We start from the raw sequence: 17,691 nt of genomic DNA on the forward strand, positions 1-17,691 counted from the left end.
GGCCATGGTTTCGTTCAACTCATTCAAAGCCCAAGCGCTGGAGTGCCAAAGGAATGGCCGGAAATTTCTCGTTCGATCAGTTGAAGAAAGCGGTCTCCAGCGGTGAGATCGACACCGTGCTGGCCTGCATCGTCGACATGCAGGGACGGCTGGCGGGAAAACGCTTCCTGGCGCAGTACTTCGTCGATTCCGCGCATGACGAAACGCATGGATGCAATTATCTGCTGGCCGCAGACATCGATATGGAGCCGGTGCCGGGCTACAAGGCGGCGAGCTGGTCGAAGGGCTATGGCGATTTCGTCATGAAGCCGGATCTCGCCACGCTGCGGCGCATTCCCTGGCTGGAAAAGACCGCGCTCGTGATCTGCGACGTGCTCGACCACCACACGCATGACGACCTGCCGCATTCGCCGCGCGCCATCTTGAAGAAGCAGGTCAAGCGGCTGAGCGAGCGCGGCTATATCGGCTATTTCGCATCCGAGCTCGAATTCTATCTGTTCAACGAGACCTACGATTCGGCCCGCAAGAAGCACTGGCAAAGTCTCGACACCGCATCGCCCTATATCGGCGACTACCAGATCGGCATCACCACCAAGGAAGAAGGCGTCATGCGCCGGCTTCGCAACGAAATGGAAGCGGCCGGCATTCCGATCGAGAATTCCAAGGGCGAGTGGGGTCCTGGCCAGGAAGAGATCAATGTGCGCTATGCCGAGGCGCTCGACATGGCCGACCGCCACGTCATCCTGAAGAACGGCGCCAAGGAAATCGCCGAGTCCGAGGGCAAGGCGATTTCGTTCATGTCCAAGTATAATTACGGGCTCGCCGGCAATTCCAGCCACATCCACAATTCGCTGTGGAGCGCCGACGGCAAGACACCGCTGTTCTTCGACAAAAAGGCCGACTGGACGCTGTCGACACTCGGCCAGCAATGGGCCGCCGGCCAGCTCAAATACGCCAAGGAATTCACCTGGTTCCTGGCGCCCTATATCAACTCCTACAAGCGCTTCCAGGCCGGCACCTTCGCGCCGACCAAGATCATGTGGAGCGAGGACAACCGCACCGCAGGCTTCCGCCTGTGCGGCGAGGGCACCAAGGGCATCCGCATGGAATGCCGCATCGGTGGCGCCGACCTCAACCCGTATCTTGCTTTCGCAGCCCTGATCGCCGCCGGCCTTGCCGGCATCGACGAAAAGCTGGAATTGCAGAAGCCGTTCGTCGGCGATGCCTATCAGGCATCTCGCCTGCCGGAGATTCCGAAGACGCTGCGCGATGCCACCGACACGCTGGCGAAGTCGAAGATGCTCAAGCAGGCGCTCGGCGAGGATGTGCTCGAACACTATGTCCACACCGCAAAGTGGGAGCAGTTCGAATACGACCGCCGGATTACGGATTGGGAACTGCACAGAGGGTTCGAGCGGTATTAGGTATCGACGGTTCGTTGGCGCCCCCCTTCACTCTTAGCCTCTCCCTGTGGGGAGAGGCTGCCGGCAGGCAGATGAGGGGCAGCGCCAGGCCATACGATTTTGTTGTAGAATACGAGGACTTACAAAATGACCGAGACGGTCAAACTCATTACCCCCGTCGATGGCTCGATCTATGCCGAGCGGCCGATTGCTACAGACCAGGCGATCAACGCCGCAGTGGAACGCGCCAAGGCGGCGCAAGAGAAGTGGGCTGAGACACCTATCGTCGAGCGCGGCAAGTACATGTTGGCTATGCTGGAAGCGCTGGTCGCGATGACCGACGAGATCGTGCCGGAGATCGCCTGGCAGATGGGGCGCCCCGTGCGCTATGGCGGCGAATTCGGCGGCGTCAGGGAACGCACCAACTACATGGTCGAGATCGCCGAGCAGGCGCTCAAATCGGTGCCGGCCTCCAACCCCAAGGACGGTTTCCGCCGCTATGTGAAGAAAGACCCGCTCGGCGTCGTCATGGTGATCGCGCCGTGGAATTATCCCTATCTGACCGCCGTCAACACCATCGTGCCGGCGCTGATGGCCGGCAACACCGTGATCCTGAAGCATGCGGCGCAGACGCTGCTGGTCGGCGAGCGCTTTCAGCAGGCTTTCGACAAGATCGGCCTGCCCAAGGGCGTGTTCCAGAATGTCGTGCTGAACCACGCCCAGACCGAAAGGCTGCTCGGCTCGGGCAAGATCGACCACGTCAATTTCACCGGTTCGGTCGGCGGCGGCCGCGCCATCGAAAAGGCGGCGGCGGGCACCTTCATGACGCTCGGCCTCGAGCTTGGCGGCAAGGATCCGGCCTATGTGCTGCCCGACGCCAAGATGGACCATGCGGTCGCCAATCTGGTCGACGGCGCCTTCTACAATTCCGGCCAGTGCTGCTGCGGCATCGAACGCGTTTATGTGCACGAGAAGGTCTATGACGAATTCGTCGAAGGCTTCATCGCCGAGACCAAGAACTATGTCGTCGGCAATCCGCTCGACCAGGCGATAACGATGGGACCGATGGCGCAGGCGCGCTTTGCTGACCTGATCCGTGAACAGAAGGCGGAAGCGCTGCGCAAGGGTGCCAAGGCGCACATCAACATGAAGGTGGCTAACGACAAGGCTGGTTCGCCTTATCTGGCACCTGAGGTGCTGACAGAAGTCGATCATCAGATGAGCGTCATGCGCGAGGAAAGCTTTGGCCCGATCGTCGGCATCATGAAGGTGCGCAACGACGAAGAGGCGATCGCGCTGATGAACGACAGTCCCTATGGGCTGACCGCTTCGATCTGGACGCGCGATACCGAGCATGCCGTGGCGATCGGCAACCGCGTCGAGACCGGCACGGTGTTCATGAACCGCTGCGACTACCTCGACCCGGCCTTGGTCTGGACCGGCGTCAAGGACACCGGCAAGGGTGCGGGCTTGTCGGCCATCGGCTACGACAATCTGACCCGGCCGAAATCATTCCATCTGCGCGAAGCCATCTGATTTATTGAAAGACAAAAATGTCCAAGCTGATCTCCAAATGGAACTACCCCACCACCGTCCGCTTCGGCGCCGGCCGCATCAAGGAATTGCCTGAGGTGCTGGCGGCCACCGGCATCAAGCGGCCGTTGTTCGTCACCGACCCTGGACTGGCGAAACTGCCGGTCGTCGCCTCGACGCTGAAGATACTCGACGACGCCAAGGTTCCTTACGGCGTCTTCTCCGAGGTCAGGCCTAACCCGGTCGAGTCCAATCTGACCGCCGGCATCGCCGTGTTCAAGAAGGGCAAACATGACGGCGTCATCGCCTTCGGCGGCGGTTCGGCGCTCGATCTCGGCAAGCTGATCGCCTTCCAGGCCGGGCAGGTCAGGCCGGTATGGGATTTCGAGGATGTCGACGACTGGTGGACGCGCGCCAATTCGGACGCCATCGCGCCGATCATCGCCGTGCCGACCACCGCCGGGACCGGATCGGAAGTTGGCCGCGCCGGTGTTATCACCAATGAGGCGACGCACACCAAGAAGGTCATCTTCCATCCGAAACTTTTGCCAGCAATCGTTATTGCCGATCCGGAGCTGTCGGTCGGCATGCCCGGCTTCATCACCGCCGGCACCGGCATGGATGCGCTCGCCCACTGTCTCGAGGCCTATTGCGCGCCGGGCTATCATCCGATGGCCGACGGCATCGCCGTCGAAGGTGTGAGGCTGGTCTTCGAGAACCTGCCGAAGGCCTATGCCAACGGCAGGGATCTCGTCGCGCGCGCCCACATGATGAGCGCCGCCGCCATGGGCGCCACTGCCTTCCAGAAGGGGCTCGGCGCCATCCATTCGCTGTCGCATCCGGTCGGTGCGCTCTATGACACCCATCACGGCATGACCAATGCGGTGTTCATGCCCTATGTGCTCGCCTTCAACCGTGACTCCATCGAGGAGCGTATCGGCCGGCTCGCCGCCTATTGCGGCATCAAGGGCGGCTTCGACGGGTTCGCCAAGGCGATTATCAAGCTGCGCAAGGAATTGAAGGTGCCGCATGCGCTGCCGGGCCTTATCAAGGGGCTCGACATGGACAAGAAACGCAAGGCGCTGATCGCCGACATGGCGGTGGTCGATCCGACCGCCGGCGGCAACCCGGTCAAGCTGACCAAGAAGGCGGCGCTGACCTTGCTCGAAAACGCCATTGCCGGCACGGTCTGAGGCGTTTTCCGCGCCGCAAAGTGATCTGAAAAGGGGCTATGGAAAACAAGGGGGAGGATGACGGGCAAGGCACAAACTAGTTAGCCGGAAAAAGAATCGCGGAGCGATTGCTACATCAGGTTAAAAAGAGTTTACTTTTTCGCACTGCGAGCAGCCGCTTTCACAAAGCTTTCATCTGGCTGTCACATGAAAACGATACCGCATCGCAGGCGTCCAACGGCGTCAGTTCAACGGAGAGAACACATGTTCAAGTTCACGGGGAAAGTGCTTTCCCTTTCGGCCGCGGCGCTTTTCGCGTCGACGGTGATTTCGTCCGCGGATTCGCTGGACGATCTCGTCAAGGCTGCCAAGGCGGAAGGCCAGCTCACCACCATCGCGCTGCCGCATGACTGGTGCGGCTATGGCGATGTCATCGCAGGTTTCAAGGCGAAGTATCCGGAAATCACCGTCAACGAACTCAACCCCGACGCCGGCTCCGGCGACGAGGTCGAGGCGATCAAGGCCAACAAGGACAACAAGGGCCCGCAGGCGCCCGACGTCATCGACGTCGGCCTGTCCTTCGGCCCGACCGCCAAGGCCGATGGCCTGATCCAGCCTTACAAGGTGTCGACCTGGGACTCGATCCCCGACAGCGCCAAGGATGCCGACGGCTTTTGGTACGGCGACTATTACGGCGTTCTGTCGTTCATGGTGAACAAGGACCTGATCAAGGAATCGCCCACCGACTGGGCCGACCTCTTGAAGCCGGAATTCGCCAACGCGGTCGCTCTTGCCGGCGATCCGCGCGTTTCAAACCAGGCCATCCAGGCTGTCTACGCCGCCGGCCTTTCCGGTGGCGCCGCAGCCGGTGAAGCTGCCGGCACTGCTGGCCTAGACTTCTTCAAGAAGCTCAACGCCGCCGGCAATTTCGTTCCGGTCGTGGGCAAGCCGGCAACGCTTGCCCAGGGTCAGACCCCGATCCTGATCAACTGGGACTACAACGCGCTCGCCGGCCGCGACACGCTGAAGGGCAACCCGCCCGTCGACGTCATCGTGCCGAAGACCGGCGTCGTTGCCGGCGTCTACGTGCAGGCGATCAGCGCCTACGCGCCGCATCCGAATGCAGCCAAGCTGTGGATGGAATACCTCTACTCCGACGAAGGCCAGATCGGCTGGCTGAAGGGCTATTGCCACCCGATCCGCTTCAACGATCTCGCCAAGAACGGCAAGATCCCGGCGGACGTGCTGGCCAAGCTGCCGCCGGCGGAATCCTATGCCTCGGCCGCGTTCCCGTCGCTCGACGAGCAGGCTAAGGCCAAGGAAGCTATCAGCAAGAACTGGGACGCCACTGTCGGCGCCAACGTCAAGTAAGACTGAAATCCACCGGGCGGCCGCGAGGCCGCCCGGTCCTTCCTCGAAGACGGTAGCCGGCGCATGACCGATCTCTCGCTTTCAAATCAGGCATTCGCCACCAAGCCGGTGCCGCCGAAGGAGGCGACCGCCTTCCGCTTGCCGACGCAATGGATCGGCGTGGCGCCGTTCTTCATCTTTGCCCTAATGTTCTTGATCCTGCCCACGCTCTATCTCGTCGTGGGAGCCTTCCGGAACGGTGAAGGCGGGTTCACGCTCGACAATATTCTGCAGCTGGTCAGCGATCCGTCGATCAGCAATTCCTACTGGTCTTCGATCAAGATCAGTTTCTGGTCGGCCATCATCGGGGCGTTTGCCGGGCTCGCCATCGCGATCGCGATCGTGCGCGGCGGACTGCCAAGCTGGACGCGCTCCGCGACCCTGACGTTTTCGGGCGTCGCCTCGAATTTTGCCGGCTTGCCGCTCGCCTTCGCGTTCCTGGCTACGCTCGGCCGTGTCGGTATCGTCACGACGCTTCTGCGTGACGTGCTCAACATCAACATTTACGCGATGGGCTTCAATTTTCTCACCACAACGGGCCTGATCGCGGTCTATCTGTTCTTTCAGATTCCCCTGATGGTGGTCATCATCGTGTCAGCCATCGACGGCTTGAAGAAGGAGTGGGGCGAGGCTGCGGCCACGCTCGGTGCCACGCAGGCGCAGTACTGGCGCATGGTTGTCATCCCTGTGATATGGCCGAGTTTTCTCGGTACGGTCATCCTGTTGTTTGCGAACGCCTTCGGCGCCATCGCCACCGCTTATGCGTTTGCCGGTCCGACGCTTAATATCGTTCCGATCAAGCTCTACTCGCAGATGAACGGCGACGTGCTGCACAACCCGCAACTCGCTTATGCCATAGCCTTTGGCATGATCGTCATCACCGGGCTTGCGAATGTCTTCTACATCTGGTTTCGGACTCGGTCCGAAAGGTGGCTCAAATGAAGTCGGGTAAGTTCTGGGCCTGGGTCGTCTTTGTTGTCGGGGCCGCCTATTTCTTTATTCCGTTGATGGCGACGGTCGAGTTCTCGCTGCGCATGCGGCGCGGCGTCCATTCCTTCGACGCCTATCAAGTCGTGCTGGGAGACGCGCGCTTCCAGTCAACTTTCCTTTTTTCAGTCATCGCTGCGCTCTGCACCATTATCCTGGGGGTGCTGATCGTGGTGCCGGCGGCATACTGGATCCGGCTGCGTCTGCCTCAGCTCAGGCCAATCGTCGAATTCATCACCCTTTTGCCGCTGGTCATTCCGGCAATCGTCATCGTCTTCGGCTATATCAGGATGTACGGCTCGAACTCGCCGCTGCCATTCTTGGCAAGCAATTGGGGTGCGAATGCGTTGCTTGTCATTGGCTATACGACGCTGTCTCTGCCTTACATGTATCGGGCCGTTGACACCGGTCTGCGCACCATCGATGTGCGTACGCTGACCGAAGCCGCGCAAATTCTGGGTGCGGGCTGGGGCACCATCATCACCCGCGTCATCCTGCCCAATGTGCTGATCGCGGTGCTGTCCGGCGCATTCCTGACTTTCGCCATCGTCATTGGCGAGTTTACAATGGCCAGCCTGCTCAGCCGTCCGGCTTTCGGCCCGTATCTGCAGAACATCGGCGCCAACCGTGCATACGAGCCCGCAGCCCTTGCAGTGATCGCCTTCGCCATCACCTGGGGCTGCATGTCGCTGATACAGATCCTGTCCCGCTTCGCGCCGAAATCGGCGAACCGCCCAAATTGATCGAGAGAACCACGCCATGGCCGACCCATTCCTCTCCATCCAGCACGTTCGAAAATCCTTCGGCGCCACCACGGTGGTGGAGGATTTCAATCTCGACGTAGAGCGCGGCGAATTCGTCTCCTTCCTCGGGCCATCCGGCTGCGGCAAGACGACGGTGTTGCGCATGGTTGCCGGTTTCGAGGAGCCGAGCGCGGGCACGATCGTCGTCAGCGGCAAGGACATTACGAGACTGAAGCCCAACCAGCGCAATGTCGGCATGGTGTTCCAGGCCTATGCGCTGTTCCCGAACCTGACCGTGGCGCAGAATATCGGCTTCGGCTTGAAGGTCGCCGGCATGCCGAGGGCGGACATCGATGCCCGCGTCGCCGAGATGCTCGGCATCATCAAGCTGCCGCAGATGGCGGATCGCTATCCCTACCAGCTCTCGGGCGGCCAGCAGCAGCGCATCGCGCTAGCCCGCGCCATCGCGCCGAAGCCAAAGCTGCTGCTGCTCGACGAGCCGCTGTCGGCGCTCGACGCCAAGGTGCGCGTGTCGCTGCGCGAGGAAATCCGGTCGATCCAGAAGAAGCTCGGCATCACCACCATCTTCGTCACGCACGACCAGGAAGAGGCGCTGTCGATCTCGGACCGCATCGCCGTCATGTATGGCGGCAAGGCCGAGCAGGTCGGCACGCCATTCGAGATCTACAACCGGCCGGCAACCAAGTTCGTCGCCAATTTCGTCGGCACGCTGAATGTGCTGGAAGGCACCGTCACCGATGCCGCCGCGGGCACGGTGCGGGTCAATTCCGAACAGGTCTCGCTCAAGGGCAAGCTCAACGGTTCCAAGTCGGGCGACACGCTGTCCCTGGCGCTGCGTCCGGAAGCTATTTCGCTGGGCCGCCAGCCTGGCCGTGACTCCAGCCTATCCGGAGAAATCTCCGAAGTGCATTTCCTCGGATCGGTCATCCGGGTTCGCGTCGGCATCGGCGGCAACACGGTCTCGCTCGACACGTTCAACAGCCCGGCAACGCCGCCCCCCGCAGTTGGTGAGAAGGCCGAGATCTGGTTTTCTTCGAGCGATATGCTCGTGCTGCACTAGGCTGCTGCGCTTGTTTGGAATGAATGGCTGTATCCCGGTTAGCGAAGGGGGAAGGATGCTTCCGCCCGCGTGGCATGGGCTGCAGTGCAGGGAAGTCCGCGTTTAAGCGAGCCCCATATCAGATGATTTCAATGTCGGTGTGGACGGCGATTTGTCAGGAAGCAATTCGAGGCATTTTCTGCCGGCTCGAGCTTGCCGGGCAATCAACAATTTCCAGCCGCTTTGCCGCTGCCAGAATCTCGCTTCCCGGCTATAAGAGGCCATGGTTCTTTTCGAACTGACACTCGTTCTGCTGTTGATCGCCGTTGCGTTGACGGCGCTGTCGCGGCGCGTGCAGGTTCCTTATCCCTCTTTGCTGGCGCTGGCAGGGGTGGCCATCGCCTTCGTGCCTGGCGTGCCGACCATCGAGATCGACCCGGAACTGGCGCTTGCCCTGTTCATCGCGCCGGTGCTGCTCGACGCCGCCTATGACACGTCGCTGCGCGATCTCAACCGCTACAAGGTGCCGCTTGTGCTGCTGGCGCTTGGTGCCGTCCTTTTCACGACAGCGACGGTGGCGCTGGCCGGCTGGGCGATGGCAGGTCTGCCGATTGCCGCGGCCATAGCGCTTGGCGCCATCGTGGCGCCGCCCGATGCGGTTGCGGCATCGGCCGTGCTTGGCCAGTTCAAGGTGCCGCATCGCATCACTGCCATTCTGCAAGGCGAGAGCCTGCTTAACGACGCCACCGCGCTGCTGATTTACCGAATGGCGATTTCTGCGGCAGCAGGCTCCATTCTGCTGAGCAGCGCCGTTCCGATGATCCTGCTGTCCACGCTCGGCAGTCTTGCGGCCGGCTATCTGCTTGGCCGGTTGTCTCTGATGACGCTGGGCCGGATCGAGGACCCGGCGAGCGGCACTGTGGTGCAATTTGCCGGCACGTTCGGGGTCTGGATCCTGGCCGACAGGATCGGACTGTCGGCCATCATCACCATAGTCGTCTATGCCATGACGATCGCCCGCACCGCGCCGCGCCGCATGCCGGCCAGAAACCGCATCAGCTCTTATTCCGTCTGGGAAACGGCGGTCTTCGTGCTCAATGTTCTGGCTTTCGTGCTGATGGGCCTGCAGGCGCGTACGATCGTCGGCCGGCTTGCCGGGCAGGGGCAGACCGATGCGTTCGTCCTGGCCGGGACCGTGCTCGCCATCGTCATCGTCTCACGCTTCGTCTGGGTTCTGGGGTGCGGCGCGATCATCAGGTGGTTTGACCGTTTCGGTGTGGCTGATCGTCAGCGTGACGCTCCGTCGTTTCGTGGCGGCGTGCTGATCGGCTGGTGCGGGATGCGCGGTTTGGTGACGCTTGCGGCGGCATTCGCCCTGCCGGCTGAATTCCCGGCCCGCGACCCGATCGTGCTCGCTGCCTTCACGGTCGTCCTCGGCACGCTGGTGCTGCAAGGCATGAGCCTGAAGCCGCTGCTGCGCCTTTTGAATCTCAACCCTGACGAAACGGTCGACCGCGAGGTTGCGCAGGCGCGCGTTGTGGTCATGCAGGCGGCGCTCGACATATTGAGCGGCAAGACATCGGACGCTGCGGCCGCGGTGCGCGAGCAATATGCCGCTCAACGCAAGATCGCCAAAAACCCCGACGATGCCCAGGCGGCGACCGAATATGACCGCTTGCGTCTTTATGCGATCAAGAGCCAGCGCGACGCGCTGGAGGAATTGCGCCGCAACGGGACGATTGGCGACGAAGCCTATCATCGCCTTGAGGAAGAGATCGACTGGACCGAACTGGCCGCGTCGCCACCCGGCCGGTTCCAGCCGCTGAATACTTGAGGCATCGCACGCCGTTTTCCGGCGCAGGGAAGATACCGAAGTGCTTCGGGATCGGTGCATGATCCCGGTCAGGGGCAAGGCTGGTCCAAGCCACGTCCATTCTCCTGCACATTGCAACCGCGGCATCGAACCGCTACTGCCAACACGAAATTGAGCCGGATAAGCAATGAAGCTGGTCAGCTACAACATCCAGTACGGGTTCGGCAGCGACGGGCGCTACGATCTTTCGCGCGCCGCGCGCATCGTTGCCGGCGCCGACGTCATTGCACTGCAGGAAGTCGAGCGTCACTGGCAACGCAGCAATTTCGACGATCAGCCGGAATTGCTTTCCAGCCTGCTGCCCGATTATCACTGGGTCTATGGCCCGGCCTTCGACATGGACGCCAGCGAGCGGCATGACGGCCGTCTGGTCAACCGGCGCCGCCAGTTCGGAACCATGGTGCTGTCGAAACTGCCGATCGTCTGGTCGCGGCTGCATGCGCTGCCGATGCGCCGCACGCAGCGGCCGCTCAACACCCGCAATGCAGCACTTGAATGCATGATCCGCACGCCGGCAGGGCCGGTGCGGGTGTTGTCGCTGCATCTCGCCCATATCGCGGCCGAGGAGCGGCTGGAGCAGATCGACTATCTCCTGGCCGAGCATCGCCGGGCACCGTCCGACGGCGGGCCGTGGAGCGGCGTCGACGACGAGCCCACGCGCAACTGGACCAGCGGCGAAGCGGAGCCGGAAAACCCGCTGGCGGCGATCTGGATGGGCGATTTCAACATGGAGCCGGGCAGCGTCGAATATCGCCACATCGTCGGCAGCACGCCCTACCATCGGGGTGCCGCCTATCTCAGCGGTTTCGTCGATGCCGCCGCCGTTGCCGGGGAGCCGGTTCCGGACTTCCATACCCATGTGAAGACCATCGACGGCAGATTGGCAAAGCGCCGGCTCGACCATTGCTTCGTCGGCGGCATGTTCGCCGGGCGGGTGCGTTCGATCGGTGCCGATATCGGCGAGGTTGCGTCGGATCATTTTCCGTTGCGGGTCGACATCGACCTGGAAACGCCCGGCATTGCCACATGACGCTTTTCGTTTTTTTCGCAGTGCTTGCCGCCGCTGCCATGCACGCGATCTGGAATGCGCTGGTCAAGGTCCATCTCGACCGCTTCCTGTCGATCACGCTGATGACGCTCGGCATGGGCGCGGCGGCACTCGTGGTGCTGCCCTTCGTCGAAGTGCCGAAGGCGGAGGTGTGGCCCTACATCATCGCCTCCGTCATTTTCCACATGGGCTACCGCACCTTCCTGATCGGCGCCTACAAGGCGGGCGATTTCGCCCAGACCTATCCGCTGGCGCGGGGCACCGCACCTCTGCTCTCGGCCTTTGGCGGCATGTTCGTCGTTGCCGAGATTCCCGGCCCGTTCGCCATGCTCGGCATCTTCCTGTTGTCGGCCGGCACGCTGGTGATGTCGTTTCGTGGCGGCGCACATCTGGAAAAACTCAATCTGCGCGCGGTTGGCTTCGCACTGGGCACTTCCATCTTCATTGCCAGTTACACGCTGTCCGACGGCAGCGGCGCACGGCTGGCGGCAACCGCGCAGAGCTATGCAGCCTGGCTGTTCATCTGCGATGCTTTTGGCGCCTTGGTGCTGTGCCTCATCTTCCGCGGGCCGAAGGCGCTGCCGGTGTTGGCGCGCGACTGGAAGGCAGGGCTGTTCACGGGCGTGCTCAGCGGCGCCGCCTACTGGATCGTCATGTGGGCGATGACCAAGGCGCCGATCGCCTCCGTGGCCTCGCTGCGCGAAACCTCGATCCTGTTTGCCATGATGATCTCGGTCTTCGCTCTCGGCGAAAAAATGACCGGCTGGCGCGGTGCCGCCGCGCTCAGCATCGTCGCCGGTGTCGTTGCGCTCAGGCTCGGCTGATTTCGACCCTAATTGAGCACGGTCATCAGCTGGCCACGTCGTTCCGGACTGAAACGGATGACGACGATGATGCAGATGGCGACCACGCCTGCGAACAGCGCCAGGGCATAGCCATAGCTGCCTCCGGCGCTTTCCGCGATTCCTGCCTGATAGGGGCCGCCATAGGACGCGGCGAGATTGCCCGCCTGATAGATAAAGCCGGGCAAGGTCGCCCGCACCGCTCCGGGCGAAAGCTCGTTGAGGTGCACGGGGATGACGCCCCAGGCGCCCTGGACCGCGACCTGCATGACGAAGGCGCCGATGGCGAGCATGAACGGCGTGGTCGAGTAGGCCCATAGCGGGATCGACGGCAAGGCGATCAGGCAGGCCAGCGTGATGGCGTTGACGCGGCCGATCTTTTCGGACAGCGCGCCGAATGCCAGGCCGCCGACGATGGCGCCGATATTGGCGACGATGGTGATCCAGCTCACCGTATGCGGATCGAAGCCGTGCTGCTTCTTCAGGAAGGTCGGGTAGAGGTCCTGCGTGCCATGACTGAAGAAATTGAAGAACATCATCAGCACGACGGCATAGAGCGCGACACCCCAGTGTTTCTGCAGGGTTTCCCACATGCCCGGTCGAGCCGTCTTCTGCGCTTCGACGAAGGCCGGCGATTCCGGCACATGCGAGCGGATGAAGAGCACAATCAGCGCCGGCACGAAGCTGAGCAGGAACATGGCGCGCCAGCCGATCGTGTAGCCGCCGATCGTCTGCTGATAGAGCAGGCCATAGACCACCGCCGCCAGCAGATAGCCGGCCGGATAGCCGCATTGCAGGATACCGGAGACCATGCCGCGTGCGCTCGGCGGAATGGATTCCATGGCCAGCGAACTGCCAAGCCCCCATTCGCCGCCCATGGCGATGCCGAACAGCGCGCGCAGGGCGAGGAAGATGCCGAGATTGGGCGAGAAGGCGGCCAGCGCGCCGATCACCGAATAGCTCACGATGTTGAGCATGAGGATCGGCTTGCGCCCGTATTTGTCGGCAAGCATGCCGAAGAAGAACGCGCCGATGAAGCGTGTGGCCAAGGTCAGGAACAGCGCCTTGGAGACCGCGGGCACGTCGGCGTGGAATTCGGTCGCGATATCGGTGAGCAGGAATGTCAGAAGGAAGAAATCGAAAGCATCGAGCGTCCAGCCCAGGAACGAGGCGAGGACGGTCTTCTTCTGCTGCGAATTAAGGGGCAAATCTTCCTCCTCCACCATCATCGATGTGAGGAATTATCAGCCAGTTCAGGGAAGACCGGTGGTCACTTTTTCGCGCGGCTCATTTGATCGAACGCCCGCTGAGGTGCAATGAGGAGCGACCGGCGCCATCTGTCGATGAACTCGATCGTGGCTTGATGGTGAGTCTAGATTTCGAGATCAAACACCATCAGCCCGTCCGTGCCGCCTTCCAGGGCAGCGACCAGGCGTGCGCCGGCGCGCTGGTGCGCTTCATGCGCAAGATAGGCATCGCGCGCGGCAGCATCGCGGAAGTCGATGGTGAAGCCATGGGTGAAGCCGCGTGCGAACGGCTCCGGGCTGACATTGGCGCTGAATTTTACGGCGTCCATGCCGTCGATAACCTGTCGCAGCGCTTCGAGATCGGCATGGATCGCCGTGCGTTCGGCGGCGTCGACATCATTGCGAAATCTAGCGAAAACACAGTGCCTGATCATGTCTTGCTCCTCAGCGGCTAAGCAGCCCGGTTTCCGGAAAACACCGCCGGCGGCAGCGGCTCGCGGCCGAGGACCAGATCGGCTCCTTTTTCACCGACCATTATTGTCGGCGCATTGGTGTTGGATGAAGGCACGCGCGGCATCACCGAGGCATCGCAAACGCGCAGGCCCTCGATGCCGCGCAACCGCAGATCCGGTGTCACCACGGCCATGTCGTCATGGCCCATGCGGCAGGTGCCAACCGGGTGATGGTCGGTTTTGGAGGTGCGGCAGGCATAGTCGAACAGCTCGTCGTCGCTGGCGAGCGACGGCCCGGGCAGCACTTCGCGCAGCACGTAAGGGGCAAGCGCCTTCTGTCGCATGATCTGGCGCGCCAGTCGCAGCCCCTTGATCGACATGGCGCGGTCATACGGATCGGACCAGTAGTTCGGATCGATCAGCGGGTGGTCGGACGGGTCGGCACTCTTCAGCCGCACCGTGCCGCGTGAGCGCGGCCGCAGGAAGGCCGAGTTCAGGGTGACACCTGGATTGTTCAGCTTCTCGACGCCGGCCTCGATGCCGGATCCCAAGCCGAGATGGAACTGAATGTCGGGCGAGGCGGCGGTCGGGTCGGCGTACCAGAAGCCGCCGGTCTCGAACAGGCTGGAGGCCACCGGGCCTTTCTTCAGCAGCAGATATTGCAGACCGGCCCAGGCCGTGCGGTGCAGCTTGGCGTAGTTGTCATAGGTGTGATCGCCGGTGCATTCGGCGATGACGAACAAATCGAGATGGTCCTGCATGTTGGAGCCGACGCCGGGCAGGTCATGCACCGGCGTGACGCCGACCGACTTCAGATGGTCTGCGGGGCCGATCCCCGACTGCATCAGGAGCTTCGGCGAGCCGATGGCGCCGGACGAGACGATCACCTCGCGCTCGGCGCGCAGGATTTTCTTCTCGCCGCCCGGCCTGTCGACCACCTCGACGCCGATAGCGCGACCGTTCTCGACGACGATGCGCGTCACCAGCACATCGGTTCGGACGGTCAGATTCTTGCGGGCGCGGATCGGCTTCAAATAGGCGACTGAAGCGGACGAGCGCCGGGCATCCTTCTGGGTCAGCTGGTAGTAGCCGACGCCTTCCTGGGCAGCGCCGTTGAAGTCCGGATTGAAGGGGATGCCCATCTCCTGGCCGGCACGGAAATAGGCCTCGCAGATAGGCAGCGGCGAAATCGGGTTGGACACGCCGAGCGGGCCCTGGTCGCCATGAAAGTCGTTGGCGTAGCGCTGGTTGTTTTCGGCGCGCTTGAAATAGGGCAGCACGTCGCGATAGCCCCAGCCGGCGAGGCCTTCTTCCTTCTCCCAGGCGTCGTAGTCGCGGGCATTGCCGCGCGTGTAGATCTGGGCGTTGATGGACGAGCCGCCGCCGACGACCTTGGCCTGCGTGTACCAGAAGACGCGGTCCTTCATGTGCTTTTGCGGCACGGTCGACCAACCCCAGGAAGCAATGCCTTTGGTCATCTTGGCGAAGCCCGCCGGCATGTGGATGTAGGGGTGCCAGTCCTTGCCGCCGGCTTCCAGCAGCAGGACCGAATTGCTGGGATCTTCGCTCAGCCGGTTGGCCATAACGCAGCCGGCAGGACCGGCGCCCACGATGATATAGTCAGTCATTTCCTGATCCATTCATAGCCGTGGCACCGAGAGCGCGCCGTCGACATTGATGATCGAGCCGGTCGAAAAGCCGAGCTTGCCGCCGGCGAGCGTCGCCACCACCGCGCCGATGTCCGATGCTTCGCCCCAGCGTTTGGCCGGAACCAGGCCGCCGTCGATAAGGGCGTCATATTTGGCGGTCACGCCTGAGGTCATGTCGGTGCGGATGATGCCGGGCCGGACTTCGAAGACGCCGATGTTTTCAGGCGCAAGCCGCAACGCCAGGTTCTTCACCCACATCGAAAGCCCGGCCTTCGAGATGCAGTAGTCCGGCCGTTCCGGCGACGCCATTTCAGCACTGACCGAGGTGATGGTGATGATGGATCTCTGATCGCCTGGCGCAGCCAGCATCGCCTTGGCGACAGCCTGGCTGAGGAAGACGGTGCCGCGCAGGTTGATGCCGAGCGTGCGATCGAAATTCTCCGGCTTGAGGTCCAAGAGGTCACCGCGCACCACGGCGCCGACGCCGGCATTGTTGACCAGGCAGTCGATGCGGCCGAAGGCGCGCATCGCGGCATCGACAAGTGCTGTATGGGTGTCGAGGTCCGCGATGTCGCACCTGACATAGGCGAATTTTGCGCCACGCTTGGTGATGTCGGGGGCAAGTCCGTCGGCGGCTGTTTCGGCAAGGTCGGCGACCAGTATATCGAAGCCGGCATCCGCCAGTGCCTGGGCGCAGGCGAGGCCGATGCCGCGCGCGCCGCCGGTGACGATGGCGGCGGGGCGGGTCATGCGGCGAGGTCCGTCTTGCGGATGTGGTCAGCAACACGCAGCGCTTGGGCTGCAATCGACAGCGCTGGGTTGACCGCCGCCGAGTTCGGCAGGAAACCGGCGTCGACGACGAACAGGTTCCGGTGGTCGAAGGAGCGGCAGTAGGGGTCGAGCGCCGCCGTCGCCGGATCGTCGCCCATCTTGATCGTGCCGCATTGATGCGACGGCGTGCGCTTGTCGAAGGGGCGCGACAGCACGATGGGATAGCCGCAGGCGCGGAAGTTTTCGCGCATTACCTTGTTCAGCCCGTCGAGCGACTGCATGTTGGAGCGCCGCCACTGCATGATGATGTCCTTGCCGTCGACCATGATGCGGCTTTCCGGGTCGGGCAGGTCTTCGCACATAAGGTACCAGTCGACGGCGTGGCCGGCCATGAAGTCGAGCGCGAATCCCGGCGTGTACTTGACATTGGCCCGCAGCATGTTGCCGTCGATCTTGCCGAGCAGTTGGACGTTCCCCAGCGGCTTACCGCCCTTGCCGTCGGACAGATAGTAGTCGTTGAGCATCAGCGTCTTCTGGTAGACGGCATCGTTGCGGCGGCGCGGATCGATCGCCAGCATGGCGCTGGAATTGTGGTTCATGAAATTGCGCCCGACCTGATCGGAGCGGTTGGCAAGGCCCTTGCCATCAGGAGACGGTGATCGCAGCAGGATGACGGCGGAATTGACCGCGCCAGCGGAGAGGATGACCAGTTTCGGCGCGACCTTTTTCAGCTCACCATTCTGCCGATAGTGGATGGCAGCAATGGTTTTGCCGTCGGTCGATGCCTCCAGGTACTCGACATAACAGCCGGTCTCGAGCCGGATGTTGGTGTCCTTCAGGGCCGCCGTCAGCGGTCCTGTCTGCGCGTCGACCTTGCCCTGGCCGGTGTTGGGAAACGCATCCCAGCCGGTCTTGCCCTCTTTCAGCCAGGCGTCGATGTCGACGCCGAGCGGCAGCGAGGCCGGATGCAGGCCGAGGTTTTTCAGCTCGGCGCGGGCGCGGGCGATCGGCGCCTCGTCGGGCACCGGCTTGTAGGCGTAGGGGATCGAATGGAACGGCTCGGTCGGATCCTCGCCCAGTGCACCGCGCACGCGAAACAGCTGTTCGGCTTTCGAATACCAGGGCTCGAATTCCTCATAGGAGAACGGCCATGCCGGCGAGACCCCGCCAAAGTGCTCCATGGCGGCGAAATCTTCCTTGCGGTAGCGGATCAGCACCGCGCCATAGAACTTCGAATTGCCGCCGACATAATAATAATTGCCGGGGTTGAAGGCGGCGCCGCCGGCCTCACGCCACATCTCCTTCGGCCTATAATGGCCGTCGACGAAGATCGAGCGCGTGTCGCGCGCGTGCGGCGTCGCCGGCAACGGCTCGCCGCGCTCGAGCATCAAGATCGAGGCGCCGCTGCCGACAAGGCCGGAAGCGATCGTGGCGCCGCCGATGCCGGAGCCGATGATGACGATGTCCGGATTTCTCATGGCCTAAATCGCGTCCCGACGCG

15 protein-coding genes are annotated in these 17,691 nt (G+C 62.5%); 10 read left to right on the plus strand and 5 right to left on the minus strand.

Going from position 1 to position 17,691, the window contains the following annotated elements:
• Positions 1–53 precede the first annotated feature (53 nt).
• The 10 genes from AC0L2D_RS10295 (at position 54) to AC0L2D_RS10340 (ending at position 12,053) form a co-directional block, all read left to right on the plus strand.
• Positions 54–1,424 carry a glutamine synthetase family protein gene (locus AC0L2D_RS10295; RefSeq protein WP_024502759.1) on the plus strand — a complete coding sequence of 457 codons (1,371 nt, stop codon included), beginning with the start codon at positions 54–56 and terminating at the stop codon, positions 1,422–1,424.
• A 126-nt stretch (positions 1,425–1,550) separates the two neighbouring features.
• The gene (locus AC0L2D_RS10300) at positions 1,551–2,939 is read left to right on the plus strand and encodes an aldehyde dehydrogenase family protein (RefSeq protein WP_473540961.1); all 1,389 of its coding nucleotides are present in this window, start codon (positions 1,551–1,553) and stop codon (positions 2,937–2,939) included.
• Positions 2,940–2,956: 17 nt separating this feature from the next.
• Positions 2,957–4,129 (plus strand): iron-containing alcohol dehydrogenase, encoded by a 1,173-nt coding sequence (locus tag AC0L2D_RS10305; protein ID WP_013529684.1) that lies wholly within the window; start codon positions 2,957–2,959, stop codon positions 4,127–4,129.
• Between the two features lie 243 nt (positions 4,130–4,372).
• On the plus strand, positions 4,373–5,479 hold the full coding sequence (locus AC0L2D_RS10310) for an ABC transporter substrate-binding protein (protein WP_013529685.1): 1,107 nt from the start codon (positions 4,373–4,375) through the stop codon (positions 5,477–5,479).
• A gap of 186 nt (positions 5,480–5,665) precedes the next feature.
• Positions 5,666–6,460 carry an ABC transporter permease gene (locus AC0L2D_RS10315; protein ID WP_473541014.1) on the plus strand — a complete coding sequence of 265 codons (795 nt, stop codon included), beginning with the start codon at positions 5,666–5,668 and terminating at the stop codon, positions 6,458–6,460.
• Positions 6,457–7,248 (plus strand): ABC transporter permease, encoded by a 792-nt coding sequence (locus AC0L2D_RS10320; protein WP_013529687.1) that lies wholly within the window; start codon positions 6,457–6,459, stop codon positions 7,246–7,248. The genes AC0L2D_RS10315 and AC0L2D_RS10320 overlap by 4 nt, the downstream gene beginning before the upstream one ends.
• 16 nt (positions 7,249–7,264) lie before the next feature.
• Positions 7,265–8,329, plus strand: a complete 1,065-nt coding sequence (locus AC0L2D_RS10325; protein ID WP_473540963.1) for an ABC transporter ATP-binding protein — start codon at positions 7,265–7,267, stop codon at positions 8,327–8,329.
• Positions 8,330–8,591: 262 nt separating this feature from the next.
• A complete protein-coding gene (locus AC0L2D_RS10330; protein ID WP_027161381.1) occupies positions 8,592–10,142 on the plus strand; it encodes a cation:proton antiporter in 1,551 nt (516 codons plus the stop codon).
• 166 nt (positions 10,143–10,308) lie between these two features.
• Positions 10,309–11,211 (plus strand): endonuclease/exonuclease/phosphatase family protein, encoded by a 903-nt coding sequence (locus AC0L2D_RS10335; protein ID WP_473540965.1) that lies wholly within the window; start codon positions 10,309–10,311, stop codon positions 11,209–11,211.
• A complete protein-coding gene (locus AC0L2D_RS10340; protein ID WP_013529691.1) occupies positions 11,208–12,053 on the plus strand; it encodes an EamA family transporter in 846 nt (281 codons plus the stop codon). The genes AC0L2D_RS10335 and AC0L2D_RS10340 overlap by 4 nt, the downstream gene beginning before the upstream one ends.
• An 8-nt stretch (positions 12,054–12,061) precedes the next feature.
• Here AC0L2D_RS10340 and AC0L2D_RS10345 read toward each other — a convergent pair whose 3' ends face one another.
• The 5 genes from AC0L2D_RS10345 to AC0L2D_RS10365 all read right to left on the minus strand — a co-directional run bounded on the left by AC0L2D_RS10345 (position 12,062) and on the right by AC0L2D_RS10365 (position 17,668).
• Positions 12,062–13,297, minus strand: a complete 1,236-nt coding sequence (locus tag AC0L2D_RS10345; RefSeq protein ID WP_013529692.1) for an MFS transporter — start codon at positions 13,295–13,297, stop codon at positions 12,062–12,064.
• Between the two features lie 146 nt (positions 13,298–13,443).
• Positions 13,444–13,752, minus strand: a complete 309-nt coding sequence (locus tag AC0L2D_RS10350; protein ID WP_127369605.1) for a Dabb family protein — start codon at positions 13,750–13,752, stop codon at positions 13,444–13,446.
• A 17-nt stretch (positions 13,753–13,769) separates the two neighbouring features.
• Entirely contained in the window at positions 13,770–15,398 is a 1,629-nt protein-coding gene (locus AC0L2D_RS10355) for a GMC family oxidoreductase (RefSeq protein WP_064995664.1), read from the minus strand.
• A 12-nt stretch (positions 15,399–15,410) separates the two neighbouring features.
• Entirely contained in the window at positions 15,411–16,169 is a 759-nt protein-coding gene (locus AC0L2D_RS10360; RefSeq protein WP_473540966.1) for a 3-ketoacyl-ACP reductase, read from the minus strand.
• Positions 16,166–17,668: a GMC oxidoreductase gene (locus AC0L2D_RS10365; RefSeq protein ID WP_473540967.1), complete on the minus strand. Its 1,503-nt coding sequence runs from the start codon at positions 17,666–17,668 to the stop codon at positions 16,166–16,168. The genes AC0L2D_RS10360 and AC0L2D_RS10365 overlap by 4 nt, the downstream gene beginning before the upstream one ends.
• Positions 17,669–17,691: the final 23 nt, after the last annotated feature.

This window comes from Mesorhizobium sp. WSM4833, from assembly GCF_055811095.1.